Annotated in this window: 25 protein-coding genes; 11 read left to right on the top strand and 14 right to left on the bottom strand. The window is 64.9% G+C overall.

Features of this window, described 5'->3' with window-relative positions; all coding sequences use genetic code 11:
* Window positions 1-4 precede the first annotated feature (4 nt).
* The 4 genes from VHN57_RS14935 to VHN57_RS14920 all read left to right on the top strand — a co-directional run bounded on the left by VHN57_RS14935 (window position 5) and on the right by VHN57_RS14920 (window position 4,360).
* Window positions 5-1,225 carry an argininosuccinate synthase gene (locus VHN57_RS14935; RefSeq protein WP_037507659.1) on the top strand — a complete coding sequence of 407 codons (1,221 nt, stop codon included), beginning with the start codon at window positions 5-7 and terminating at the stop codon, window positions 1,223-1,225.
* Between the two features lie 225 nt (window positions 1,226-1,450).
* A complete protein-coding gene (locus VHN57_RS14930) occupies window positions 1,451-2,131 on the top strand; it encodes an EF-hand domain-containing protein (RefSeq protein ID WP_278983359.1) in 681 nt (226 codons plus the stop codon).
* 139 nt (window positions 2,132-2,270) lie between these two features.
* The gene (locus VHN57_RS14925) at window positions 2,271-2,990 is read left to right on the top strand and encodes a response regulator (protein WP_010338343.1); all 720 of its coding nucleotides are present in this window, start codon (window positions 2,271-2,273) and stop codon (window positions 2,988-2,990) included.
* Complete coding sequence (locus VHN57_RS14920; RefSeq protein ID WP_423284322.1) at window positions 2,987-4,360, top strand: sensor histidine kinase; 1,374 nt, start codon at window positions 2,987-2,989, stop codon at window positions 4,358-4,360. The genes VHN57_RS14925 and VHN57_RS14920 overlap by 4 nt, the downstream gene beginning before the upstream one ends.
* 107 nt (window positions 4,361-4,467) lie before the next feature.
* On the opposite strand, the gene proP is transcribed toward VHN57_RS14920, so the two are convergent.
* From proP to flgB, 14 genes are all read right to left on the bottom strand, one after another.
* On the bottom strand, window positions 4,468-5,985 hold the full coding sequence (gene proP / locus VHN57_RS14915; protein ID WP_037525652.1) for a glycine betaine/L-proline transporter ProP: 1,518 nt from the start codon (window positions 5,983-5,985) through the stop codon (window positions 4,468-4,470).
* Window positions 5,986-6,363: 378 nt separating this feature from the next.
* Window positions 6,364-7,419 carry a flagellar motor protein MotB gene (locus tag VHN57_RS14910; RefSeq protein WP_278983364.1) on the bottom strand — a complete coding sequence of 352 codons (1,056 nt, stop codon included), beginning with the start codon at window positions 7,417-7,419 and terminating at the stop codon, window positions 6,364-6,366.
* A 3-nt stretch (window positions 7,420-7,422) separates the two neighbouring features.
* On the bottom strand, window positions 7,423-8,286 hold the full coding sequence (gene motA / locus VHN57_RS14905) for a flagellar motor stator protein MotA (RefSeq protein ID WP_010338868.1): 864 nt from the start codon (window positions 8,284-8,286) through the stop codon (window positions 7,423-7,425).
* 123 nt (window positions 8,287-8,409) lie between these two features.
* The gene (locus tag VHN57_RS14900) at window positions 8,410-9,255 is read right to left on the bottom strand and encodes a flagellin (protein ID WP_004208215.1); all 846 of its coding nucleotides are present in this window, start codon (window positions 9,253-9,255) and stop codon (window positions 8,410-8,412) included.
* 17 nt (window positions 9,256-9,272) lie between these two features.
* Entirely contained in the window at window positions 9,273-10,613 is a 1,341-nt protein-coding gene (gene flgK / locus VHN57_RS14895; protein WP_004208214.1) for a flagellar hook-associated protein FlgK, read from the bottom strand.
* Entirely contained in the window at window positions 10,610-10,954 is a 345-nt protein-coding gene (locus VHN57_RS14890; protein WP_278983367.1) for a rod-binding protein, read from the bottom strand. Before VHN57_RS14890 ends, flgK begins: the two co-directional genes overlap by 4 nt.
* Window positions 10,954-12,069: a flagellar basal body P-ring protein FlgI gene (locus VHN57_RS14885; protein ID WP_125997869.1), complete on the bottom strand. Its 1,116-nt coding sequence runs from the start codon at window positions 12,067-12,069 to the stop codon at window positions 10,954-10,956. Before VHN57_RS14885 ends, VHN57_RS14890 begins: the two co-directional genes overlap by 1 nt.
* Window positions 12,069-12,749: a flagellar basal body L-ring protein FlgH gene (locus VHN57_RS14880; protein ID WP_004208211.1), complete on the bottom strand. Its 681-nt coding sequence runs from the start codon at window positions 12,747-12,749 to the stop codon at window positions 12,069-12,071. Before VHN57_RS14880 ends, VHN57_RS14885 begins: the two co-directional genes overlap by 1 nt.
* Before the next feature lie 8 nt (window positions 12,750-12,757).
* Window positions 12,758-13,546 carry a flagellar basal-body rod protein FlgG gene (flgG, locus tag VHN57_RS14875; protein WP_010338863.1) on the bottom strand — a complete coding sequence of 263 codons (789 nt, stop codon included), beginning with the start codon at window positions 13,544-13,546 and terminating at the stop codon, window positions 12,758-12,760.
* 68 nt (window positions 13,547-13,614) lie between these two features.
* Window positions 13,615-14,358: a flagellar basal body rod protein FlgF gene (locus tag VHN57_RS14870; RefSeq protein ID WP_004208209.1), complete on the bottom strand. Its 744-nt coding sequence runs from the start codon at window positions 14,356-14,358 to the stop codon at window positions 13,615-13,617.
* A gap of 24 nt (window positions 14,359-14,382) precedes the next feature.
* On the bottom strand, window positions 14,383-15,228 hold the full coding sequence (locus tag VHN57_RS14865; protein WP_037507666.1) for a flagellar hook-basal body complex protein: 846 nt from the start codon (window positions 15,226-15,228) through the stop codon (window positions 14,383-14,385).
* A gap of 34 nt (window positions 15,229-15,262) precedes the next feature.
* Complete coding sequence (locus VHN57_RS14860; protein WP_037507667.1) at window positions 15,263-15,922, bottom strand: flagellar hook assembly protein FlgD; 660 nt, start codon at window positions 15,920-15,922, stop codon at window positions 15,263-15,265.
* On the bottom strand, window positions 15,919-16,329 hold the full coding sequence (gene flgC, locus VHN57_RS14855; RefSeq protein ID WP_004208206.1) for a flagellar basal body rod protein FlgC: 411 nt from the start codon (window positions 16,327-16,329) through the stop codon (window positions 15,919-15,921). The genes VHN57_RS14860 and flgC overlap by 4 nt, the downstream gene beginning before the upstream one ends.
* A 2-nt stretch (window positions 16,330-16,331) precedes the next feature.
* Window positions 16,332-16,700: a flagellar basal body rod protein FlgB gene (flgB, locus tag VHN57_RS14850; RefSeq protein ID WP_423284313.1), complete on the bottom strand. Its 369-nt coding sequence runs from the start codon at window positions 16,698-16,700 to the stop codon at window positions 16,332-16,334.
* Window positions 16,701-16,958: 258 nt separating this feature from the next.
* On the opposite strand from flgB, the gene VHN57_RS14845 reads away from it, so the two are divergent.
* The 7 genes from VHN57_RS14845 to flhA all read left to right on the top strand — a co-directional run bounded on the left by VHN57_RS14845 (window position 16,959) and on the right by flhA (window position 22,503).
* Window positions 16,959-17,627 carry a motility protein A gene (locus tag VHN57_RS14845; protein ID WP_278983371.1) on the top strand — a complete coding sequence of 223 codons (669 nt, stop codon included), beginning with the start codon at window positions 16,959-16,961 and terminating at the stop codon, window positions 17,625-17,627.
* The gene (locus tag VHN57_RS14840) at window positions 17,624-18,136 is read left to right on the top strand and encodes an OmpA/MotB family protein (protein ID WP_010338858.1); all 513 of its coding nucleotides are present in this window, start codon (window positions 17,624-17,626) and stop codon (window positions 18,134-18,136) included. The genes VHN57_RS14845 and VHN57_RS14840 overlap by 4 nt, the downstream gene beginning before the upstream one ends.
* Before the next feature lie 63 nt (window positions 18,137-18,199).
* Window positions 18,200-18,748, top strand: coding sequence for a flagella basal body P-ring formation protein FlgA (locus VHN57_RS14835; RefSeq protein WP_278983374.1), 549 nt, complete (start codon window positions 18,200-18,202; stop codon window positions 18,746-18,748).
* Between the two features lie 45 nt (window positions 18,749-18,793).
* On the top strand, window positions 18,794-19,069 hold the full coding sequence (gene flgM / locus VHN57_RS14830) for a flagellar biosynthesis anti-sigma factor FlgM (protein WP_004208201.1): 276 nt from the start codon (window positions 18,794-18,796) through the stop codon (window positions 19,067-19,069).
* A 15-nt stretch (window positions 19,070-19,084) separates the two neighbouring features.
* Window positions 19,085-19,396 (top strand): hypothetical protein, encoded by a 312-nt coding sequence (locus tag VHN57_RS14825; RefSeq protein WP_423284310.1) that lies wholly within the window; start codon window positions 19,085-19,087, stop codon window positions 19,394-19,396.
* A gap of 146 nt (window positions 19,397-19,542) precedes the next feature.
* On the top strand, window positions 19,543-20,376 hold the full coding sequence (locus tag VHN57_RS14820; RefSeq protein WP_278983377.1) for a lytic transglycosylase domain-containing protein: 834 nt from the start codon (window positions 19,543-19,545) through the stop codon (window positions 20,374-20,376).
* 9 nt (window positions 20,377-20,385) lie between these two features.
* Entirely contained in the window at window positions 20,386-22,503 is a 2,118-nt protein-coding gene (gene flhA, locus VHN57_RS14815) for a flagellar biosynthesis protein FlhA (RefSeq protein ID WP_004208198.1), read from the top strand.
* The last annotated feature ends 5 nt before the right edge of the window (window positions 22,504-22,508 follow it).

Below are 22,508 nucleotides of genomic sequence, written 5' to 3'. Positions count from 1 at the left end.
CACCATGTCCGACAAGATCAATCGTATCGTCCTCGCCTTTTCGGGCGGCCTCGACACCAGCGTGATCCTGAAATGGCTGCAGCAGACCTATCAGTGCGAAGTCGTCACCTTCACCGCCGATCTCGGCCAGGGCGAGGAACTGGAACCCGCCCGCGCCAAGGCCCGCCTGATGGGCGTCAAGGAAGAGCATATCTTCATCGACGACCTGCGCGAGGAATTCGTGAAGGATTATGTCTTCCCGATGATGCGCGGCAATGCGCTCTATGAAGGCCTCTATCTGCTCGGCACCTCGATCGCCCGTCCGCTGATCGCCAAGCGCCAGATCGAGATCGCCAAGAAGCTGGGCGCCGACGCCGTCAGCCATGGCGCCACCGGCAAGGGCAATGACCAGGTCCGCTTCGAACTGGGCTATTACGCCCTGCAGCCCGACATCAAGGTGATCGCCCCCTGGCGCGAATGGGATCTGACCAGCCGCACCAAGCTGATCGAATTCGCCGAACAGCATCAGATCCCGATCCCGCGCGACAAGCGTGGCGAAAGCCCCTTCTCGACCGACGCGAACATGCTGCACACCTCGTCCGAGGGTAAGGTGCTGGAGGATCCGTGGGAGGAAACCCCGGACTTCGTCTATTCGCGCACCGTCAATCCGGAAGACGCGCCCGACGCGCCCGAATATATCACGGTCGATTTCGAGCGTGGCGACGGCGTCGCGATCAACGGCATCGCCATGTCGCCCGCGACCCTGCTCGAAACCCTCAACGAATATGGCCGCAAGCATGGCATCGGCCGTCTCGACCTGGTCGAGAATCGCTTCGTGGGCATGAAGTCGCGCGGCATGTATGAAACGCCGGGCGGCACCATCTATCACCTCGCGCATCGCGGCATCGAGCAGATCACGCTCGACCGTGGCGCTGCCCATCTGAAGGATGAGCTGGCCCCCAAATATGCCGAGCTGATCTATAACGGCTTCTGGTTCTCGCCCGAGCGCGAGATGCTCCAGGCCGCAATCGATCACAGCCAGGAAAAGGTGACCGGCACGGTTCGCCTCAAGCTCTACAAGGGCGGCGTCTATGTCGTCGGCCGCAAGTCGCCGTACACGCTCTACAGCGAGAAGGTCGTGACCTTCGAGGACGACGCCGGCGCCTATGACCAGCGCGACGCCGCGGGCTTCATCAAGCTGAACGCGCTCCGCCTGCGCCTGCTGGGTCGCCGCGACGGTCTTTGATTAGCGCGGCACCGGCCCGCGCCTCCACCCGACCTCCCATCCAGGATATACTGTGGGAGGCCGGGTGGGGGTGCGGGCCGGTGCGGTTCTCCAACAAAGACTCCCGATACAAATTGCGACAAACTATTGGGTGACATGACAAAATTGCGGGACAAGTCTTGCCGATAAGCGACGTCAAGGATGGTCGACACGCCATCCACGACTGAACTTGGAAGGAAAGACACAATGCTCCGCAAATTCTTCGCCACCGTCGCGGTCGGTTCACTGTTTGTCGGCGGTCTGGCTGCGTCGCACCTCGCCTTCGCGCAGGATGGTGGTCCGGGTCCGCGCGGCATGCGCGGTGGTCCCATGATGATGGCTGACGCCAACAAGGACGGCACCATCACCAAGGCGGAACTGACCGCCTCGCTCGAAGCCCGCTTTGCCCAGCTCGACGCCAACAAGGATGGCAAGCTGACCAAGGAGGATCGTGACATCCGCCGCCAGCAGCGTCTGGACGAACGCTTCGCCGCGCTCGACACCGACAAGAATGGCCAGATCAGCAAGGCCGAGTTCCAGGCCGGCCATCAGCCGCGCGCCGATCGCGGCCCGGAAGCCGGCAAGCCCGGCGGCCCCGACGGCAAGCGCTGGGGCGGGCGTGGCCATGGCGGTCCCGGCCGCGGCATGATGCACCGCGGTCCCGGCTTCGGTGACGCCGACAAGGACGGCACCATGACCAAGGCGGAATATATGGCCGGCCCGCTCGCCATGTTCGACAAGGCCGACGCCAACAAGGATGGCAAGGTCACGGCCGAGGAAATGAAGGCCGCCCGTCAGGCGATGCGCGGTCCGGGTCGCGGACATGATCGTGGTCCGGGTCGTGGCCCCGGTGCCGACCAGGCACCGCCGCCGCCGCCGGCCAACTGATCGGCTGACAGTGCCGACGATCCGGAGCGGGGCTTTTCCCCCTAGCGCCCCGCTCCAGTCGATCGTCCCAAGGGGGAAGGGCGAAGGTTCCCCTGCCTTCGCCCTTCCAACCCGTCCCCCGGCATGACAGACAGGCAAAATGAGCGAACGACCCCATCTCCTGCTCGTCGATGACGAGCGATCGATCCGCGAGCCGCTGGCCCAATATCTCTCCCGCAACGGCTTTCGCGTGACCGCCGTCGAGAATGCGGCGGAGGCGCGGCTGCGTCTGGCCGCCAATGCCATCGACCTTGTCATCCTCGACATCATGATGCCCGGCGAGGACGGCCTGTCGCTGTGCCGCCATATCCGCGAGACCAGCGAGATTCCGGTGATCCTGCTCACTGCCCGGTCGGAAGAGACCGACCGCATCGTCGGTCTGGAAATGGGCGCGGACGATTATGTGCTCAAACCCTTTTCGCCGCGCGAACTGGTCGCCCGCATCAAGGTGATCTTCCGCCGCGTCGCCACCGGTGGCCAGCGCGTCACCGCGCCCGACGGCGCCACCTATGCCTTTGCCGGCTGGCTCTTGAAGACGCAGGAACGCACCCTGGTCGATGCCGAAGGTGTGTCGCTGCCGCTCTCGACCGCCGAATATAATCTGATGCTCGCCTTCGCGACCCGGCCCAATCAGGTGCTGAGCCGCGACCAGTTGCTCGACATCACCCAGGGGCGTGAGGCGAACGCCTTCGACCGGGCGATCGACAACCAGATCAGCCGCCTGCGCAAGAAGATCGAGCCCGACGCCAAGAACCCGACGCTCATCAAGACCGTCTGGGGCGGCGGCTACACCCTGTCGGCGGAGGTCCGCAAACTGTGAAGCAACTGCGCCTTTGGCCGCAAAGCCTGGTCGGACAGATCATCATCCTGGTCGCGATCGCGCTGTTCGTGGCGCAGGCGATCAATTTCGGCCTGCTTCTGCGCGAACGCAATCGGGTCGAACTGACCAGCCAGACCGCGCCACTGGTCTATCGCGTCATCAATGCGCTCGATACCAGGCCGGATCGCGTGCCCGACCGCGATCATCCGCGCGCCAATCAGGATCGCGACCGGCGCAATATCGACTTCCTCGCCAGCCGCCCGACGCTGAGTGGCAAGCCGCGTCCCGATGTCGCGGCCCGCGCCGGCGCGATGTTCGACGATATCGGCCTCACCGTCCGCACGATCGAGGCAGCGGAGGACAGCCGCATCATGCCGCTGCGCCGCTGGGAACAGATACGCAGCCGCGCCACGGGGGAGGCGCCGCGCGACCATCGCGTCGGCCGGCTCACCCTCGCGGTCGAATATGAACCGGGCAAATGGCTGACGACCGAGGCCCGCATCGGCAGCCGCCCGCCGCGCTTTGGCGGCTGGCTGGTGGCCCAGACGCTGATCCTCTACGTCATCGTGCTGATCCCGCTGCTGTGGATGGGCCGCCGCTTCGCTCGCCCGCTCAAGCAACTGACCGGCTCCTCCCGTCAGTTTGCAAGGACTGGCGCGGCCGATCCGGTCGAGGAAAGCGGACCGGGGGACGTGCGCCAGCTCACTACCGCCTTCAACGCCATGCGCGCGCGCATCATCGCCATGCTGGACGAGAAGGACCGGATGCTGGGCGCGATCGGCCATGATCTGCGCACCCCGCTCGCATCCCTTCGGGTCCGCACCGAATCCGTCGATGACGAGGGCGAGCGCGCCCGCATGTCGGAGACGATCGAGGAAATGAACCGGATGCTCGACGACATCCTCTCGCTCGCCCGCGCCGGCCGCAGCAGTGAGGCGGCGCAGAAGGTCGACCTCACCTCGCTTGCAGACGCGGTGGTCGAGGATTTCATCGAACTGGGGTCGCCGGTGGACATGATCGACAGCGACCGCGCCGTCGCCTTCGTCCGCGCCCAGCAGATCCGCCGCGCGCTGCGCAACCTGATCGAAAACGCGATCGTCTATGGCGACCGGGCCCATGTCAGCGTCCAGCATCAGGACGGCATGATCCGCATCGTCGTTGCCGACGAAGGCCCCGGCATTGCCGAGGACAAGATGGGCGAGATGATGGAGCCCTTCACCCGGCTCGAAGGATCGCGCAACCGCGAGACCGGCGGCGCTGGCCTTGGCCTGGCCCTCGTCCGTGCGATCATGGCCGAACATGGCGGCGCACTCCAACTCGCTAACCGCCCTAGCGGCGGCCTCGAAGCCAGCCTCGTCCTCCCGGCCTGATGGCCATTCCCATTCCTCCCCAAGCGCGCTTGGGGAGGGGGACCGCTCGCGTAGCGAGTGGTGGAGGGGCACAGGCCCGCTGGCGCAGCGTCGGAAAGGCGATGGCCCTAACTCGCCAGCGGCCGGATCATCGCCGGCGTCTCGACCGCAACCGGCGCCACCGGCGGCAGGTCGGGCAGCGCCTTGTCCACCGTCACCGGCTCGCCGCTTTCGACCAGCGCGATCGCCTCGGCCTCATTCGCCACCGCCGGCGGCGATCCGCGCAGCGGCATGCCGGCCGTCTCGCGCACCGTCAGCATGGTCAGCAGGCCGATCAGCGCCGCGCCCATCAGATAATAGGCCGGCACCAGCGGATCGCCGGTCTTCTGCACCAGCCAGGCGGTGATCAGCGGCGTCGTGCCGCCGAACAGCGAGACCGAGATGTTGAACGCGATCGACAGCGCGCTGTAGCGCACCGGCGTGTAGAAGAGCGCGGGCAGGGTGGAGGGCATGGAACTGGTGAAGCAGACCAGCGCAATCCCCAGCAGCATCAGCCCGAGGAAGATCAGCGCGTCATTGCCCGTGCCGATCAGCAGCATGCACGGCACCGACAACAGCATCAGCGCGACGCAGGCGCCGATGATCATCGGCCGCCGGCCCAGCCGGTCGCTGAACAGCCCGCCCACGACATTGAGCGGCATCATCACCAGCATCACGATGATGATCAGCAGCAGCCCCTTGGTCTCGGCATAGCCCATGGTGACGCTGAGATAATTGGGCATGTAGGTCAGCAGCATATAGTCGGTGACGTTGAACACCAGCACCAGCCCGACGCACTTCAGCAGCTGCCGCCAATGGACGCGGAACAGGGTGCCAAGCCCCGGCCGCTCGCTTTCGCGCGCATCGATCTGTTCGCTATAGGCCTGGAATGCCGGCGTCTCCTCCAGCTTCAGCCGCATATAGAGGCCGAGCAGGCCCAGCGGCCCGGCGACCAGGAAGGGAATGCGCCAGCCCCAGTCGAGCATCTGCGTCTCGCTCAGCGACATCTGCAGGGCGGTGACGGTGCCGGCGCCGGCGATATAGCCGCCCAGCGTCCCGAACTCCAGCCAGCTGCCCATCAGGCCGCGCTTCCGGTCGGTCGAATATTCCGCGATGAAGGTCGCCGCGCCGCCATATTCGCCGCCGGTCGAAAAGCCCTGCACCAGCCGCGCGGCCAGCAGCATCAGCGGCGCGCCGATGCCGATCTGCGCATAGGAGGGGATGAGGCCGATGGAAAAGGTGCCGACTGCCATCAGGATCATGGTCATCGCCAATATCTTGTGCCGGCCATAGCGATCGCCCAGCGGCCCGAACACCAGTCCGCCCAGCGGCCGGACCAGAAAGGCGACGGTGAAGGTGGCGAAGGTCGCGATCAGCTGCAGCGCCGGATCGCTGGACGGGAAAAAGACATGGCCCAGCGTAACGGCGATATAGCCGTAAACGCCGAAATCGAACCATTCCATGGCATTGCCCAGTGCTGCGGCGCCAACGGCGCGGTTCAGCAGGGACCGATCGACGACGGTGACATCATCGACTTCCAAGTCGCGGCGGCGCTTGAACCAGCCGAAATGGGTGTGGCGCGCGGCATGCGCGGCAGATGTGGACACATTATTCTCCCGGCCCATCCAGGCGGGCACGCGGGGCGCGCCTCACAGCCATCGGACAGGCAATGTCGGCCAATAATCAGGGCCTTGGAACGTTGCGACGCCGCATGGGGCATCAAGCGAGGAGAAGCCCATATAGGCAATCGCCCGCAAAAAGGTGCAACAAAGGGGCAGGCCGTGCCCGCACGGGGGTGAGCCGACCCCGGCCTGTCCTATTTGCGCATCATGGCTTATGCTGCGTCGCGATGGAATTTCGGGCGGACATGACGAAGCAGGGGTTGGAAACAAGATTTCCAACCCCTGCATCAAAATTGCCGAATGTGCGGGAAATATGGGAAGTTAAGGCGGTGATTTCCTATTTTACCGTCCCGACTGTCCGCTTCAATGCTTGCCCGGCTTGGACGATGTGCCCGCCGCCGTCGGGTTGATCAGCGCCGCGCCGCTGGGCAGGCCGGTGCCGCCCATGTCCAGCTTCTGCGCCTGTTCCCGCGCGACCCGCTGCGGATCGTCGCGCTCCTTGATCGCCGCCTGGGTTTCGGGATCCTGCGTGTCATCCTCGTCGGCCGAGGCATTGCCGCCACGGGTCCAGCCCAGGATGACCGACATGCGCCGGTTGCGCGGATCATAGGCGTCGGTCTTCACGAACGGTTCGCGATCGGCGACCCCCTCGATCCGGGCGAAGCGGGCATTGGGAATACCGGTTTCGGCCAGCGCCTTGCGGGTCGATTCCGCACGGGCCGACGACAGCATCCAGTTGTTCATGCTCCGGCCCGACGCATAGGGCAGGCCATCGGTATGGCCGCGCACGATCAGCGGGTTGGGCATGGTCGCCAGTGCGTCCGCGACCTCGGCGATCAGCGCCTTGGCTTCGGGCAGCAACTGGTCGGTGCCCGACCGGAACATCGCGAAGTCCGCCTCGTCGATCAGGTCGATGCGCAGCCCTTCGCGGGTTTCGGTGAAGCGGACATTCTTGCGCAGCCGGGCCAGGCCCTTCTTGGACATGCGGTCCTCAAGCTGCTTCTTGATATTCTCGAACTTCTGCCGGTCGGCCGCGCGCAGCGCCTTGCCGCCCTGGTCCTTGGTGCCGGTGGCATCGCGCGGGATGGTGATGGCCAGATTGCCCTGACCGCCGGTGGTCGGGTAATTTTCCTTCGCCATCAGGCTGTCGCCGCCAAACATGCCGGTGGACCCCGCCGAATTCATCTTCAGCTCGACCAGCGTCGGCGTGAAATAGTCGGCCAGCGCCTTGCGCTGCTTTTCGGTGGTCGCACCCAGCAGCCACATCAGCAGGAAGAAGGCCATCATCGCCGTCACGAAGTCGGCATAGGCCACCTTCCAGGCGCCACCATGATGGCCGCCATGGCCATCGACGATGATCTTCTTGACGATGATCGGCCGGGGTTCGGGCTCGTTCGCGCCGCGCTTCTTCTCCGCCATGGCTTATTTGTTCCGCATGCCGTCGAACACTTCGGCAAAGCCGGGCTGGTTCGCATGGATCAGGCTGGAACGCGCCGCTTCGATCACCAGCGGCTGCGGATGGCCGTGCAGCGAGGCGATGATGATCTGCTTGACGACATGATAGATGGCGCCGTCCTGCTCGATCACCGCGCGGCAGCGATTGGCGAAGGGATTGACCATGCCATAGGCGAGCAGCACGCCAAGGAAGGTGCCGACCAGCGCCGAGCCGATCATCGCACCCAGCACCGAAGGCGGCTGGTCGATCGATCCCATGGTCTTCACCACGCCGAGCACCGCGGCGACGATGCCGAGGGCCGGAAGAGCGTCGGCCAGGCCCTGGAGATTGTCGGCGGGTTTGAGCGCTTCATGATGATGGGTCTTGAGGCTGTTATCCATCACTTCCTCGACCGCATGGGGATCGAGCGTGCCGGACGACACCACGACCAGGCGCAGCGTGTCGCTGATCAGGTGGATCAGCGTCTTGTCCTTCATCAGCTTGGGATATTCGCCGAAGATGGGCGAAGTGCCCGGATCCTCGATATGCGGCTCCAACGCCACCGGGCCTTCGACGCGCAGCGTCTTCATCAGCTTGCTGACCAGGAAGATGCAGTCCAGGAAGTCCTGCTTCTTGTACTGCGGCCCCTTGAACACCTTGCCCAGGCCGCCGCCGAGCGCCTTCAGGTCGGAACCCGAATTGCCGATGATCAGCGCGCCGACGGCGGCGCCGCCGATGATGATCATTTCGTGGGGCAGGGCGTGCAGCACCGGTCCGATGTCGCCCCCGGTGAAGATGAACCCACCGAAGACCATGCCCAAAAGCACGACAAGGCCGATGATTGCAAACATGTTGATCCCCGAAAATGCGCCTGGAGGCGGTGGCTCCGTCGGCGCCCCGTGGCGCCAGTCCCTTTCTGGTTAATACGGACTGGTTACCGTCCCCTTTAGGACGGCGACGCTTTTTCGCCGCCTTTAACTGATCAGGTCGAACAGGGTCTGCTGGTTGATCCTTGCAAAGGCGGACTGGGCCGCCTCCAGCTGCAGCAGCTGCGCCTTCACGTTCGAAATGACCGTGGTCAGATCGGCCGATTCCAGCGTGTCGCGCCGTTCCGACAGGTTGATGTCGACATCGGTCAGTCGCGTGCCGATCACGTCCAGCCGGTCGGCGCGCACGCCCTGCTTGGCGCGCTCCACCACGACCCGATTCTGGCCGATCTGGATCGCATCCAGCGAACTGGCGAGGTCGGTGTCATTGCCGCCCTCGACCGCGTCGATCGCCTTGCCCAAGATATCGTCCAGCGACATCGATGTGCCGTTGACGTCGATATTCTCGGAAATTTCCTGCTTGGTGCCGACCACTGCCAGGTTGAGGCCGCGGCTCACCGGCACCAGTACGCTCTGGCCGTCGTCGAACACCGACACGCCCTGATAATCCTTCTGGTTCAGCAATTCGCCGACCGTGGTGCGGATCGTCTTCAATTCCTCGGCGATGGCGGCGGCGCTGGTGTCGTTCAGCGCGCCATTGCGCGCCGACGTCACCAGTTCCTGCGCCCGCGTCATCAGATTGTTGATTTCTTCCAGATTGGCTTCTGCATTGCCGGCGCGGGTCGTGCCATAGCTGACATTGGTCTGCCAGGCTGACTGCTGCGCCTGGGCGCGGCCGATGTCGGACACCTGAACCCAGGCAAGCGCGTCGTCCGACGGCTTGTTCAGGGTGATGCCGGTGGAAATCGAGGTCTGCCCGTCGACGATGCTCTGCGACAATTGCTGTTGCCGGCGGATCTCGGCGAGCATGATCTTGTTGGTGATGCCTACCATGTCTCAGCGTCCTTCCGTCACATGATCTGCAGGATCGAATCGACCGTGTCCTTGGCGACCTGCAGGATCTTGGCGCAGCCCGAATAGGCCTGCTGGATCCGCAGCAGGTCTGCCGCCTCCATGTCGAGATCGACCCCGCTCACCGCTTCGCGCGCGGCGACCGCCTGGTCGCTGCGGCTCTGGGCCGTGGTCTTTTCCGCCGTGCTGGCGGTCAACAGATTGGCGTTGCTGGTGATCAGGGTCGTCCAACCCTGTTCGACGCTGCCGCTGCCGCGCAGGGTCGATGACACCGTCAGCAGATTGCCGTTCAGCGTGCCGTCGGCCGATTTGGTCGCGAGAGCATCCGGCTCCACGTCCAGCGCGACCAGCGTCGCGGCGCTGCCACCATAGGACAGCAGCGGCACGCCGCTGGCGCCGGTATCGGTATAGCCCTGCGCATGCCACTCATTGACGTCGGTGGCGAACTGCTCGGCCAGCGTGTCGAGGCTGGCACGGCGTTCGGCGGTGGTGTCGGCCGATGCGAACAGCCCGCCTAGCGTGCCGTTCGACGGGGCGGCAAGTGCCGTGCCGTCGGACAGGGCCAGCGACAGGCGGCCATCGGTGGCGGACGCGGTCACCGCGACCGACGCGGCTGTGTCGCCCGATACCAAAGTGGTGCCGTTATAGCTGACCTCGGCACTGTCATGCGCGCCGAAGCTGATCGTCACATTCAGGTTGGAAGACAGCGTCTGCAGCGCGGAATCGCGGCTGTCGAGCAACTGGGCATAGGCCGACGTGCCCGGCTGTGCGCGCAGCAGGCTGTTGTTGATCGCGGCCAGCGACGACAATTGCTGGTTGATCGTTTGGGCCGATGCCTGCGCCTCGGTATTGATGCCGGTCGATATGGTTTCCAGGTCGGCGGCGGTCTGGCGGAAGGATTCTGCGACGCGGCCGATGCTGTCCAGCGTGGTGACGCGCAGTGACGTGTCGCTGGGGCTCGCCGCCAGCTTGTCCAGATTCTGGTACATCGTCGTCATCAGCTGGCCGACGCCGGTGGCGGTGTCATTGAGCGCGGTTTCGATGTCGGTCTGCCAGCGCACGCGCGCGTTCGCGCTGCCCAGCGCCATGGCGGTGATGCGCACCGACGCATCCAGATAGGGGTCGGTGCCGCGATTGATGCTGGCGACCTGGGTGCCGCCGAAATTCGCCTTGGCGACATAGGTCGCCATGGTCGCGGTCGACGATCCCGATTCCACCGTCGTCACCGACCGGCGGGCATAGCCGTCGGTGCTGGCATTGGCGATATTCTCGGAAATGGCCGCCATCGCCGTGCGATAGGCCTTGGTGCCCGACGCACCGATGATGAACAGGTCGCTCATGCGCCCTCAGCCGTGGTTGCCGTGCCGGTCGCGGCCGTGCTGCCGGTCTGGGCCGGGCTGTCGTCCTTCACGCGGGCACCGAACTGGTGCATCAGCAGTTCGGCGATGCCCATCGCGCCCTTGGTCGACATGGCGTCGGCGGTGCGCGCATCGGCCATGTCCTGGAATTGCTGGGTCGCGCTCGAATCGGTGATGCCCTCGGCCAGGCTGGCCGATCGCATCGCGCCGATCATCTGGCGCAGGAACACCGCTTCGAACTGCTGCGCCGCCTTCTGCAGCGCAGCCTTGGTCTCGAAGGGGGTGGACGTGCCGCTCGCCGCGGTTGCGTTCGATACCTGCATCACAACACCACCAGTTCCGCTTTCATCGCGCCCGCCTGTTTCAGCGCCTCAAGGATCGCGACCATGTCCGCCGGGGAGGCCCCGATGGCGTTGACCGCCTTGACTATATCGGCCAGCGACGCCCCACCTTTAAAATTGACCATCGGTTTTTTCTGTTCGTCGATGCTGATGTTCGACGATTGCTCGACGGCGGTCTGGCCCTGGCTGAAGGGCGCGGGCTGAACCACGCGCGGGCTTTCATTGACGCTGACGGTCAATTTGCCATGGGCGACGGCGGCCGGATGGATCTTCACCGCGCCGTTGATGACGACGGTGCCGGTGCGGGCGTTGACGATCACGCGGGCAGGGGCATCGGCGGGCGTGATCTCGATATTCTCGATCATGCCCATCATCAGGATGCGTTCCTCGGCACCCGGCGTCGCGTCGATCGCGACCGACACGGCGTCCATGGCACGGGCGCGGCGATCGCCGAAGGTCTTGTTGATGCCGTCGGCCACGCGCAGGGCGGTGGTGAGGTCGGCTTCGGACAGGTTGAAGGTCAGGGTCGGCGCGGTATCGAAGCCGGTGGCAACCGCACGCTCGACCGTAGCCCCTTCGGGGATGCGGCCGGCCGACGGGATATTCACCGACACCTGGCTGCCATCGGCACCGGACACGCCCAGGCCACCAACGGCTAGATTGCCCTGCGCCATCGCATAGATTTCGTTATCGGCGCCACGCAGCGGCGTCATGATCAGCGTGCCGCCACGCAGCGACTTGGCCTTGCCCATCGCCGACACGGTGACGTCCAGCCGCTGGCCGGGCTTGGAAAAGGCGGGCAGGTCCGCCGTCACCAGCACGGCGGCGGCATTCTTGAGCGCCGGGTTGACGCCGGCGGGCAGGGTCAGGCCAAAGCGCGAGACCACGCCCTTCATGCCCTGCACCGTATATTCGATGCTGTCGTCGCCGGTGCCAGCCAGGCCCACGACGATGCCATAGCCGGTCAGCTGGTTGGGACGGACGCCCTGGAAGGTGCCCAGATCTTTGACGCGTTCGGCATGGGCCGGCGCGGCGATCAGCGCCAGCAGCGGCAGGAGGAAGCGGAACAGGCGGGTCATGGCGATCCGGGTCTCCATCAGAAGGGGCTGATCATCGAGAAGAAGCGCTGCAGCCAGCCCTGGCGGCTGGCGCGGGCGATCTCGCCCTTGCCGGTATAGATGATCTTGGCGTCGGCCACGCGGGTCGACAGGATACGGTTGTCCGGGCCGATATCGGCCTGGCGGACCAGGCCGCTGATCTGGATGAACTCGTCGCCGCGATTGAGCGTCAGCGCCTTCTCGCCCTTCACCAGCATGGTGCCGTTGGGATAGGCGGCCGCGACCGTCACGGTGATCTCGCCGTTCAGCGCGTTCGACTGGGTCGCCGCGCCCTTGCCGGTGAAGGTATTGTTGCCGCCCATCGCGATGTCGCTGGACGAGAAGAGCTTGGACAGCGGACCGGTGGTCGGCGGGTTGAGGCCGATCGAGCCGCTGCGGTTGGTGTCCGCGCTGTTGCTCTTGGTCGCCTGGGTCCGTTCGACCAGCACGATGGTGATGATGTCGCCGACATTGCCGGCACGCGCGCCGCTGGTCAGCGGCGTGTAGCCGGTCGATACCTGAAAGATCGAGCCATTGGCCTGCGGTGCCTGCGGCTGGGCGATGACGGTCGGCGCATAATATTCGCGCTCGACCTCGCGCTTCTTCTTTGCAGCGAAGGCGGGCGACGCGGCCATGGAGACCATGGCGAGAGCGACGAGCGAAGTGGAGAGCGCGCGCATCAGTCAGCTCACATATTCTGGTTGGCGTACTGGAGCATTTCGTCCGTCGCCTTGATCATCTTGGAATTGACCTCATAGGCGCGCTGGGTCTCGATCATGTCGACCAGTTCCTCGACGATGTTGACGTTCGAGGTTTCCAGATTGCCCGAGCGGATGAGGCCGCGGCCTTCCAGGCCTGCGGTGCCGACCTGCGGCGTGCCGCTGGCGGCGGTTTCGACCAGCAGGTTGCCGCCGATCGACTGAAGCCCTGCCGGGTTCATGAAGCTTGCCAGTTCGATCTGGCCCAGTTGGGTCGGTTCGCTTTCACCCTGCAGCGTCGCCGACACGGTGCCGTCATTGCCGACGGTGACCGACGTTGCGCCCTGCGGCACGGTGATCTGCGGGATCAGCGGCAGGCCGTCGCTGGTGACGACGGTGCCTTCGGCGGTGACGCTGAAATTGCCGGCACGGGTATAGGCGGTCGAACCGTCGGCCTGCTGCACCTGGAAATAGCCCGATCCCTCGATCGCCATGTCCAGCGCATTGCCGGTTTCCTGCAACGTGCCCTGCGTGTTGATCTTGCTGGTGCCCTGCAACGAGACGCCTGAACCCAGATTGAGGCCGGTGGCGAACTTGTTCTGGCTGTCGCTGTTGGCGCCGGCGGCGACGATCTGCTGATAGGCCAGCGTCTCGAAATCGGCCCGGTCCTTCTTGAACCCGGTCGTGTTGACGTTCGCCAGGTTGTTGGCGATCACGCGCATCTTCGTGTTCTGCGCGTCAAGGCCGGTGCGGGCAACATGAAGGGCGGCGTTGGTCATCGTTCAATCTCCGTGCGGCTCCCCGAAGGGATGCTCATGCGTCGTTCACAGCAAGATGCGTGCCAAAATTAACCATCTAGTTTCATGAGCGATGCGCCGCCATCATCCATCTGCTTGGCGGTGTCGATCATCTTGATCTGGGTTTCCCAGGCGCGGCTGGCTTCGATCATCTGGACCAGCGCGGCGGTGGCGTTGACGTTCGATCCTTCCAGCGATCCCGATGTGACGGTCGCGATCGGATCTTCGGGCAGGGCGCCGCCATTCACTTCGCGGAACAGCCCGTCTGTGCCCTTGGCGATGCTGGAACCGGCGGCATTGACCAGCTTCAGCTTGTCGACCTGCTGCGGATTGGCCGGATCGCCGCCCTGGGGCACGCCCCAGATGCTGCCATCCTGGGCGATCGACACGCTGTCCATCTGGGGCAGGGTGATCGGGCCGCCCTGGCCCAGCACGGCCAGGCCGTCGCCGGTGGTCAGCAGGCCGCTGTCATTGACCTTCAGGTCGCCACGGCGCGTATAGGCTTCCTGTCCGTCCGGGGCCTGAACGGCGAGCAGTGCGTCGCCGTTCATTGCCACGTCCAGCGGATTGCCGGTTTCGGTGACCGCCCCCTGCGCCATGTCGGCGGCGATCACCTGTTCGGAGGCCTGGGCTCGGGTATCGAAGGTATCGCCCTTGATCCAGCGCGTCTCGGCATTGGCGATTTCGGCGCGAAAGCCGACCGTGTTGGCGTTCGCGAGATTGTTCGCGATCGACGCCTGGCGGGCCATCGCACCGCGCATCGCGGTCAGTGCCGTGTTGACGAGCCGGTCCATGGGCTACCCCTTCTACCCTAAGCCTTAGCTACGGATGTTGACGATGGTGGTGGTCAGCGTGTTGGCCGCCTCGATCGCCTTCGAGTTCGCCTGGAAGTTGCGCTGGGCAGCGATCAGCTGGACCAGTTCGTCGGTGATGTCGACGTTGGAACGTTCCAGCGAGCCCGAGTTGACGGCGCCGAACATGCCCTGGTTGGGCGTGCCGATGATCGCGTTGCCGCTTTCCACGGTCGAGGTCCAGTGCGCGTCGCCCTGCTGGCGCAAGCCTTCCAGGCTGTTGAACGATGCCATGGCGACCTGGCCCAGATAGACGGTCGAACCGTCGGCATAGATGGCCGAAACCAGGCCGTCCTTGCCCACGCCCACGCTGGTCAGCTGCGCGCCATCGGCTTCGCCCTTGTAGGTGGTCGGGATCTGCAGGTCGGTGAGGTCGCTGGGCGTCGTCGAATTGGTCGGCGGCGTCGTGATCTCGCCGGTGTCGGGATCGACCGCGAATACCTGGATGCGCGACCCGGTGGTGTCGACGGCATAGCGGTCATTGTCGACCGAGAAGGCGCCGTTGCGGGTATAGCTGATGGTGCCATCTTCGCCCTTCACGGTGAAGAAGCCTTCGCCCGAGATCGCCAGGTCCAACGTCTTGTCGGTGGTTTCGATCGTGCCCTGGGTGAACTGCTGGGTGATGCCCTGCACGCGCACGCCCTGGCCGGCGACCTGATGGGTGGTCTGCATCGGCGCAGCGGCGAAGATATCGCCGAACTGGGCCTTGCTCTTCTTGAAGGCGGTCGAGTTCACGTTGGCGACGTTGTTCGAGACGGCGGACAGGTCGGCCTGTGCGCCCTTGAGGCCGGAAAGCGAAACATAGAAGGACATGGCGTAGCTCCTTGGGTGAAAAGGATGGGTGAAATTACATCAGGCTGATCGCGTCGGTCGGCGCATAGCTGCCGAGCGCGGTGATCAGTTTGGAGGAGGAACCGTCGGCGGGTGACTGGACGGCGGCGATGGTGGCCCAGGTCGCGACCTGGCTGGTGGTGCCGCCATTGACCTTGACCTGCAGGGCGGAGGAGGAAACGGTTTCGCCCGCATCATCCTTGCCGTCCCAGTAGAAGGCGACCTCGCCGGCACTCTGCGCGCCCAGATCGATCGACTTGACGACATTGCCGTCGCCATCGACCAGGTCGACGCTGACGGCATCGCTCGAGCCGCTCAGCGTAATCTGGCCGGCATAATAGCCGCTGGAATCGGGCACTGCGACATTGCTCTGGACCAGCATCGACTTGCCGATCCAGCTGGCTGCATCGCCAAGCCGCGTGCCACTCAGTTCCGAAGCCAGTGACTTGAGCGACTGGTTCATTTCGGCGATGCCGGTCGACTGGGTGATGGTCGCCATCTGCGACACCATCTCGGTATTATCGACCGGTTCGAACGGATCCTGATACTGCATCTGCGCGGTCAGCAGCGTCAGGAAGCTCGACTGATCCATGGTCGCGCTGCCCGTGCCGACATTGGCATTCGGGTTGTAGACCGAAAGGCCTGCGCTATCGGTGACGGTAGACGTCGTCGTCATTTGCCGATCCTTATGGTTTCGAGCATCAGGGATTTGGCGGTGTTGAGCACCTGCACATTATTCTGGTACATGCGGGCGGTCTCGATCATGTCGACCATCTCCGCATTGCTATCGACCGCAGACTCCCAGACATCGCCATTGGCATCGGCCAGCGGATGATTGGGGTCGTGGCGCTTGGTCGGTTCCGCATTGGTGGTCACGACATTGGCGACCTTGACCGTCGACACGCCGGGGCTGTCCGTAACCGACTGGAAAACCGGCTTGATCGCGCGATAGGCTTCGGCGGCGCTGCCGGTGACGTTGCCGGCATTGGCCATGTTCGATGCGGTGGCGTTCAGACGCACCAGCTGCGCGCTCATGGCGCGGCCGGCGATATCGAACACATTCATGGGGCCTGAACCGCTCATGCTCATTCTCCCTTCAGCGCGCGGTTGATGGTGTTGATGCGGCCCTCCAGGAAGGCGAGGGTGGTGCGATATTTCACCGCATTTTCCGCAAACAGGGTCTGTTCGGTGCTCAGTTCGACGGTGTTGCCGTCAAGGCTGGGCTGCAACGGCACGCGATAGCCCATGGCATCGTCCACCGCCTGGCCGACATCGGCCGGGCCGCGGTCGCTCTGGGCGGTCGCTTCCTTGAGCGCGGCATCGAAATCGATGTCGCGCGCCTTGTAGTTGGGGGTCGAAGCGTTCGCGATGTTCGACGCGAGCAGGGACAGACGCTGCGAGCGAAGCGCCAGCGCCTTTCCATGGATCCCGAACAAACCGTCTTCCAGCGACATTTCCCGTCAGTCCCTTTTTGCCCTTCCGGGCCTAAAGCTTTCGATCGTCCCGCCGTTCTCCTGCCTGATGGCGTTCGATGCGAGCGATCCAGCCGGATATCCGCAAGGACCGTGCCAATTTGCGTGGGTGACGCAGGATGGCGCGGCAAACCGCCGGAAATCCGGGCTTTCGCGGCATCGGGCGGCAAGGGCGGCAAAAATTTGCCGGGTGGCGGCAATCTTTTGCCGCCCGGTCAGGATGGCGGAACGGAAGGTGGCATGATCGGGATTTTGGCGCATCTGTTCGATCCGCTCACGCTCGCCGCGATGCTGGGTGGTGTCGCGGTCGTGGCGCTGGCGCAAAATGGCGTCCAGGCGGTCGGCCGGGCCTGCGTGGTGTTGCGACCTTTGCTGCGCGCCGATCCGCTGCGCGACCGGGATGCGGCGCGCACGGCCCTGCTCCAGATCGACCAGGTGGCCCAGTTGCGCGGCCTGATGTGCATCGACCGGGTGAAGAGCGACAGCGGCTTCATGGTCGATGCCGCGCGTCGCCTTGCCAATTGCGATCGCGTCGAACAATTCGAAACCTGGGCGTCGCAGGCGCTGGCCGATCGGGCTCAGCGCCACGCCAGCGTGCGCAATGTCTGGCTGTCGGTCGCCGATGCGGCGCCGGCGCTGGGCATGGCCGGCACGATCATCGGGCTGGTCGGCATGTTCGCGGCGATGAATGATCCGTCCGCGCTTGGTCCTTCTATGGCGCTTGCGCTGCTCACAACCCTTTATGGTGTGGTTATCGCCAACCTGCTCGCCGCGCCGATCGCCGCGCGGCTGGCGACCCTGTCCGAACAGGAACTTGCCTGGCAGCAGGAGGCGGTGGCCCGCATGCTGGCGATCGCGCGGCGCGAAAATGCGCCGCTGCGCCGCGCATCGATCCGCGAAGTCGCATGACCGCGCCCGCAATCCCATCGGCCGCAACGGCGGCCCGGCGCAATCGCTGGGCCGTCAGCTTTGCCGACCTGCTGATGCTGCTGCTCGGCTTCTTCGTGCTGCTCCAGGCGACCGGCAGCCAGCGCCGCGATGCGATGCTGGCCGAGGTCAGTCGCCAATTTGGCGGCCGTCCCGCCCGCACGGCGATCGAGCTGCGCGCGGCAGAACTGTTTGCGCCGGGCGAGGCGATGCTGACGCCGCAGGGGCAGATACGCCTGCGCGCAGCGGTGCGCCCCTATATGCAGGATGACCGCATGATCGAGCTGCGCAGCCAGGGGCAGGACCGGGCACGACAGCGTTTCGACGATTGGGATCTGGCGGCGGCGCGGCTTGGCGCCGTGGCGCGTGCGCTCAAGGCGCAGGGCATAGGCGGCGATCGGCTGCTCATCCGCGGCCTGGATCAGGCGGACAGCGCCGACGGGCAGGGGCAGCTGATCCGCATCGCGCCGGGTGAGGCCGTGAAGTCCTGATCCTTAACTGGCACGGTAATTGCTTTTAACCATGGCGAAAGTCCGCATTTTCGGAGAAGCGCCGTGACCAGACCCGTCCAGTTCCTCGCCATCGCCCTGGCCTGCGCCGCTGCGCAGCCTGCGCTGGCGCAGCAGAAGTTCGAGAATCTGGATCGCATCGACAGCCTGGTCGCGATGACCGTCGGCGCGAACATGGGTGAGCCCGGTGGCCCGCTGGCGCCGGTCGATCGTCGCCTCCGCCTTGCAGCCTGCCCGACCACGCCCAGCGTCGAGGGGCCGATCTTCGGCGCCGCCATGGTCAAGTGCGATGCACTGGGCTGGCGCATCCGTGTGCCGCTGGTCGCGGGGGCCGCCGCAGCTGCCTCCGGCCCGGTCGGCCGCTATGCCCCGGCCGTGCGGCCGGTTGCCAAGGAATCGGTCGTCAAACGCGGCGATCCGGTCCAGCTCATGGCCGGCAATGCCAGTTTCAGCGTATCGCGCATGATGATCGCCGATGAAGATGGCGCAATTGGCGAGACGATTCGCGTGCGCGAAGACAAGAAGTCATCGCCTGTACTTGCCCAGATCGTGGACATGGGCGTAGTGCGCATTCCGGGATTTAATAATTTTTGAACTTGTCCGTTATAGCGTTCAAGGGACGAGTGAAGGAATGAACCAATGATCAACTCAGTCGGCCAGAGCATCAGTTCGGCAATCGAGGCAAACCGCTTGCGCGAAGGGGGCAAGACCCGCGCCGCATCGGCAACCGGATCGACCGGCACCACCGCGTCGGCATCGACGTCGGCCAGCCCGGCGGCGCGCATGGCGGCCGAAGGCGCGCCTGTCGACATGGACCGCATCGCCGCCATCAAGGCTGCGATCGCTTCGGGCAATTACCCCGTCAACCCGTCGGTGATCGCCGACCGGATGATGGCGCTCGATCTTCCCGCCTAAACAGGACATTCCTTCATGCCCCTCGGCCTTGCTGCACTGGATGGTCTCTTCGCCGCATTTGACGACCTGCGCGCTGCGCTGGACGGCAATGATGCGGCCGCGATCGAAGCTGCCAGCACCAGGGTCAGCACGGCGGCGGCCGCTGCCCGTGCGATCGGCGCCTGGCGTTCCGAACCCGATGTGGTCGAACGGCTCAATCGGCTCCTGCCGCTGATCGAAGCGGCGCGCGTCAGCACCAATGTGCTGGCGGACTATACCAGCCAGCGACTCGCGATCCTGACCTCCAACGGCGCGCGTAATGCGCCGCTCACCTACGGTCGGCGCTGACAAAAATAAATTTTGCTTTCGGGCTAAAGCGGCGCCAATCGGCGCCGTTTTTCGTTTTACGCAGAATCTTGTTTAACCGCGTTAACCAAATCTTGGCACAAGCATTGCTCTAATAGCCCACGGTACCAAATGGGGATTGTGGGTCAGTGTCGGCACTTGCAGACATTTCAGCAACGGGAGCTTCGGCTGGTAATCGCGTCACCAACGCGATTGCGATGGCGAGCCGTCGTACCGGCGTGGACTTCTCCTACCTGCTTGGTCAGGCCAAGATCGAATCCAGCCTGAACCCCAGCGCGCGTGCCGCCACCTCTTCCGCCACCGGCCTCTATCAGTTCGTCGACCAGAGCTGGCTCGCCGTCGTCGACAAGCATGGCGCCGAATATGGACTGGGCTGGGCGGCTGACGCGATCAGCAAGGGCAGCAATGGCCGCTATTATGTGTCGGACCCTGATCTGCGCCAGCAGATCCTGGACCTGCGCAAGCATCCCGAGACCGCCTCGGTCATGGCGGCGGAACATGCCGCCGACAACAAGGCCTATCTGGAAAGCCGCCTGGGCCGTGAGGCCGAGCCGGTCGATCTCTACCTCGCCCATTTCCTGGGCGTGGGTGGTGCCTCCAAATTTCTGTCGATGAATGATCGCGCGCCTGGCGCAACGGCCGCCTCGATCTTCCCGGCGGCGGCCCGCGCCAATCGCTCGATCTTCTATGACAAGCAGGGCAATGCCCGCAGCTTCGCCGATATTCGCGATCGTTTCGCCAGCAAGCTGCAAAAGGGTGTCGATTCGATCGGCACCGGCAATGTCCAATATGCCGACGCATCTGGCGCAACTGGGCTGCCCAGCGGCGCGAAGACCGTCGCCCCCGCCGATTATGTGCGGATCGAAACCCAGCGCCTTGCGACCCATGCCGACGTCACCGTCCGCCCGGAACCGCAGACGGCGCGTCTCGCCTATCTCATGCTCGCCACCCTCGGAAGGTAACGGCCTCTCATGACTCCCACCCAAGTCAAAGCGAAGATCTGGATGAGCGCCGCCAAGGGGGCGGTGTTGCCGTTCGCCACGCTGATGGTCGTGCTGTTCATGATGGTGCCGGTGCCGGCGGTGATGCTGGACATCGGCTTCATCACCAACATCATGATCAGCCTTGCCGTGCTGATGGTGGCGCTGAACGCCGCCAAGCCGCTCGACTTTTCCAGCTTCCCGACGGTGCTGCTGTTCGCGACCCTGCTGCGCCTGGCGCTCAACGTCGCCTCGACCCGCGTCGTGCTGGTGTCGGGCCATGAGGGATCGGACGCGGCCGGCCAGGTGATCGAGGCATTCGGCCACTTCCTGATCGGCGGCGACTATGTCGTCGGTATCTTCGTCTTCGCGATCCTGATGATCATCAACCTGGTGGTCATCACCAAGGGCGCGGGCCGCGTGTCGGAAGTGTCGGCCCGCTTCACCCTGGATGCCCTGCCGGGCAAGCAGATGGCGATCGACGCCGATCTCAATGCCGGCCTGATGACGCCCGAAGAAGCCAAGCTGCGCCGCGCCGAAGTCGCGACCGAAGCGGATTTCTATGGTTCGATGGACGGTGCGTCCAAATTCGTGAAGGGCGACGCGATCGCCGGCATCCTGATCCTGGCGATCAACATCATCGGCGGCATCATCCTGGGCGTGGTCAGCCATGGCCTGGCGATGGGCGATGCGGCCCAGACCTATATCCTGCTCGCCATCGGTGACGCGCTGGTCGCGCAGATCCCGGCGCTGCTGCTGTCGATCGCCGCCGCCTCGATCGTGACCCGCGTCAAGTCCGAACAGGATCTGTCGGCCCAGGTCGCCGGCCAGTTCGGTACCGGCAAGGCCTGGGTGCCCGTTGCCGCGATCCTCGGCTTCCTCGGCATTCTGCCGGGCATGCCACATCTCATCATCCTGACGGCCGCTGCCATCGCCGGCGGTATCGCCTGGCAGCTGCGCAAGGCCGGCCAGCGCAAGGCCGCCGAACCCGAACCGGTCGCGCCGCCGCCCAACCCGGCCATCATCGAATGGAACGACGTGTCCGATGGCGCGATCCTGGGTCTGGAGATCGGCTATGGCCTCATCGGCCTGGTTGATGAGCGCAAGGGCGCGCCGCTGATGGCCCGCATCACCGGCATTCGTCGCCAGTTGTCGAAGGAACTGGGCTTTGTCGTGCCGATGGTCCGCGTGAAGGACAATCTGGCGCTCGAACCCAATCAGTATCGCATCACCATCGCCGGCGTCGTCGTGGGCGAGGATGATATCTGGCCCGACGATCTGCTGGCGCTGGACAGCGGCATGCTGGAAGGCACGGTCGCTGGTCGCCCGGCCAAGGATCCGACCTTCGGCCTCGACGCCGTCTGGATTTCGCCGGCCAAGCGCAGCGAGGCGGTGGTCGCCGGCTACACCGTGGTCGATCCGCCGACGGTGGTCGCCACCCATCTCAACCAGCTGATCGCGATGAACGCGGCCGAGATGTTCGGTCTGGACGAAGCCCGCAAGCTGCTCGACAATCTCAAGGATGTCGCGCCGCAGCTGGTCGACGGCCTGACCCCCGGCACGCTCAGCCTGACGCAGATTTCCGCGCTGTGTCGCGCGCTGCTGTCGGAAGGGATCGCGCTCAAGGATTTCCGCCGCATCTGCGAGGCGATGGTCGATGCGGCCCGCCCCGACATGAATCACGAACAGCTTGTCGAAGCGGTGCGCCAGCGCATCGGCGCGCTCATCATCCAGGGCCTCGTCCCGGTGAAGATGCCGCTGCCGGTCATCACCCTCGACGGCGATCTGGAAGCGATGCTGGCGCAGGCGATGCGTGTCGCCGGCGACGCCAAGCATCCGATCGAGCCGAGCTTGGGCAACCGCATCGTCGAATCGGTCGTGCATGCCGCCCGGCCGATGCTGGGCCAGGCGCGCAATTTCGCCATCGTCACCTCGCCGGTCGCGCGCCGCGCGCTCGCCCGGCTGTTCAAACCCCATCTGCCCGAGACCCCGGTGCTGTCCTTCCTGGAAATCCCGGACGGCAAGGGTGTCGAGGTTGTCGCCGTCGTCGGTGGCGAGCAGCGTCCCACGCCCCGGCACGATCCGCTGCCGCGTGAACGCGTCGCCTGAGGAGA

The sequence above is a fragment of the Sphingobium salicis subsp. salicis genome, assembly GCF_049472635.1.
Classification (GTDB): domain Bacteria; phylum Pseudomonadota; class Alphaproteobacteria; order Sphingomonadales; family Sphingomonadaceae; genus Sphingobium; species Sphingobium yanoikuyae_A.
This window is presented reverse-complemented; position numbering and strand designations above follow the sequence as displayed.

Bases quoted from the DNA above. Each gene is read 5' to 3' on its own strand.
- VHN57_RS14935 (WP_037507659.1), top strand. From the start codon at position 5: ATGTCCGACAAGATCAATCGTATCGTCCTCGCCTTTTCGGGCGGCCTC.
- VHN57_RS14930 (WP_278983359.1), top strand. From the start codon at position 1,451: ATGCTCCGCAAATTCTTCGCCACCGTCGCGGTCGGTTCACTGTTTGTC.
- VHN57_RS14925 (WP_010338343.1), top strand. From the start codon at position 2,271: ATGAGCGAACGACCCCATCTCCTGCTCGTCGATGACGAGCGATCGATC.
- VHN57_RS14910 (WP_278983364.1), bottom strand. From the start codon at position 7,419: ATGGCGGAGAAGAAGCGCGGCGCGAACGAGCCCGAACCCCGGCCGATC.
- motA (WP_010338868.1), bottom strand. From the start codon at position 8,286: ATGTTTGCAATCATCGGCCTTGTCGTGCTTTTGGGCATGGTCTTCGGT.
- VHN57_RS14900 (WP_004208215.1), bottom strand. From the start codon at position 9,255: ATGGTAGGCATCACCAACAAGATCATGCTCGCCGAGATCCGCCGGCAA.
- flgK (WP_004208214.1), bottom strand. From the start codon at position 10,613: ATGAGCGACCTGTTCATCATCGGTGCGTCGGGCACCAAGGCCTATCGC.
- VHN57_RS14890 (WP_278983367.1), bottom strand. From the start codon at position 10,954: ATGCAGGTATCGAACGCAACCGCGGCGAGCGGCACGTCCACCCCCTTC.
- VHN57_RS14885 (WP_125997869.1), bottom strand. From the start codon at position 12,069: ATGGAGACCCGGATCGCCATGACCCGCCTGTTCCGCTTCCTCCTGCCG.
- VHN57_RS14880 (WP_004208211.1), bottom strand. From the start codon at position 12,749: ATGCGCGCGCTCTCCACTTCGCTCGTCGCTCTCGCCATGGTCTCCATG.
- flgG (WP_010338863.1), bottom strand. From the start codon at position 13,546: ATGACCAACGCCGCCCTTCATGTTGCCCGCACCGGCCTTGACGCGCAG.
- VHN57_RS14870 (WP_004208209.1), bottom strand. From the start codon at position 14,358: ATGGACCGGCTCGTCAACACGGCACTGACCGCGATGCGCGGTGCGATG.
- VHN57_RS14865 (WP_037507666.1), bottom strand. From the start codon at position 15,228: ATGTCCTTCTATGTTTCGCTTTCCGGCCTCAAGGGCGCACAGGCCGAC.
- VHN57_RS14860 (WP_037507667.1), bottom strand. From the start codon at position 15,922: ATGACGACGACGTCTACCGTCACCGATAGCGCAGGCCTTTCGGTCTAC.
- flgC (WP_004208206.1), bottom strand. From the start codon at position 16,329: ATGAGCGGTTCAGGCCCCATGAATGTGTTCGATATCGCCGGCCGCGCC.
- flgB (WP_423284313.1), bottom strand. From the start codon at position 16,700: ATGTCGCTGGAAGACGGTTTGTTCGGGATCCATGGAAAGGCGCTGGCG.
- VHN57_RS14845 (WP_278983371.1), top strand. From the start codon at position 16,959: ATGATCGGGATTTTGGCGCATCTGTTCGATCCGCTCACGCTCGCCGCG.
- VHN57_RS14840 (WP_010338858.1), top strand. From the start codon at position 17,624: ATGACCGCGCCCGCAATCCCATCGGCCGCAACGGCGGCCCGGCGCAAT.
- flgM (WP_004208201.1), top strand. From the start codon at position 18,794: ATGATCAACTCAGTCGGCCAGAGCATCAGTTCGGCAATCGAGGCAAAC.
- VHN57_RS14825 (WP_423284310.1), top strand. From the start codon at position 19,085: ATGCCCCTCGGCCTTGCTGCACTGGATGGTCTCTTCGCCGCATTTGAC.
- flhA (WP_004208198.1), top strand. From the start codon at position 20,386: ATGACTCCCACCCAAGTCAAAGCGAAGATCTGGATGAGCGCCGCCAAG.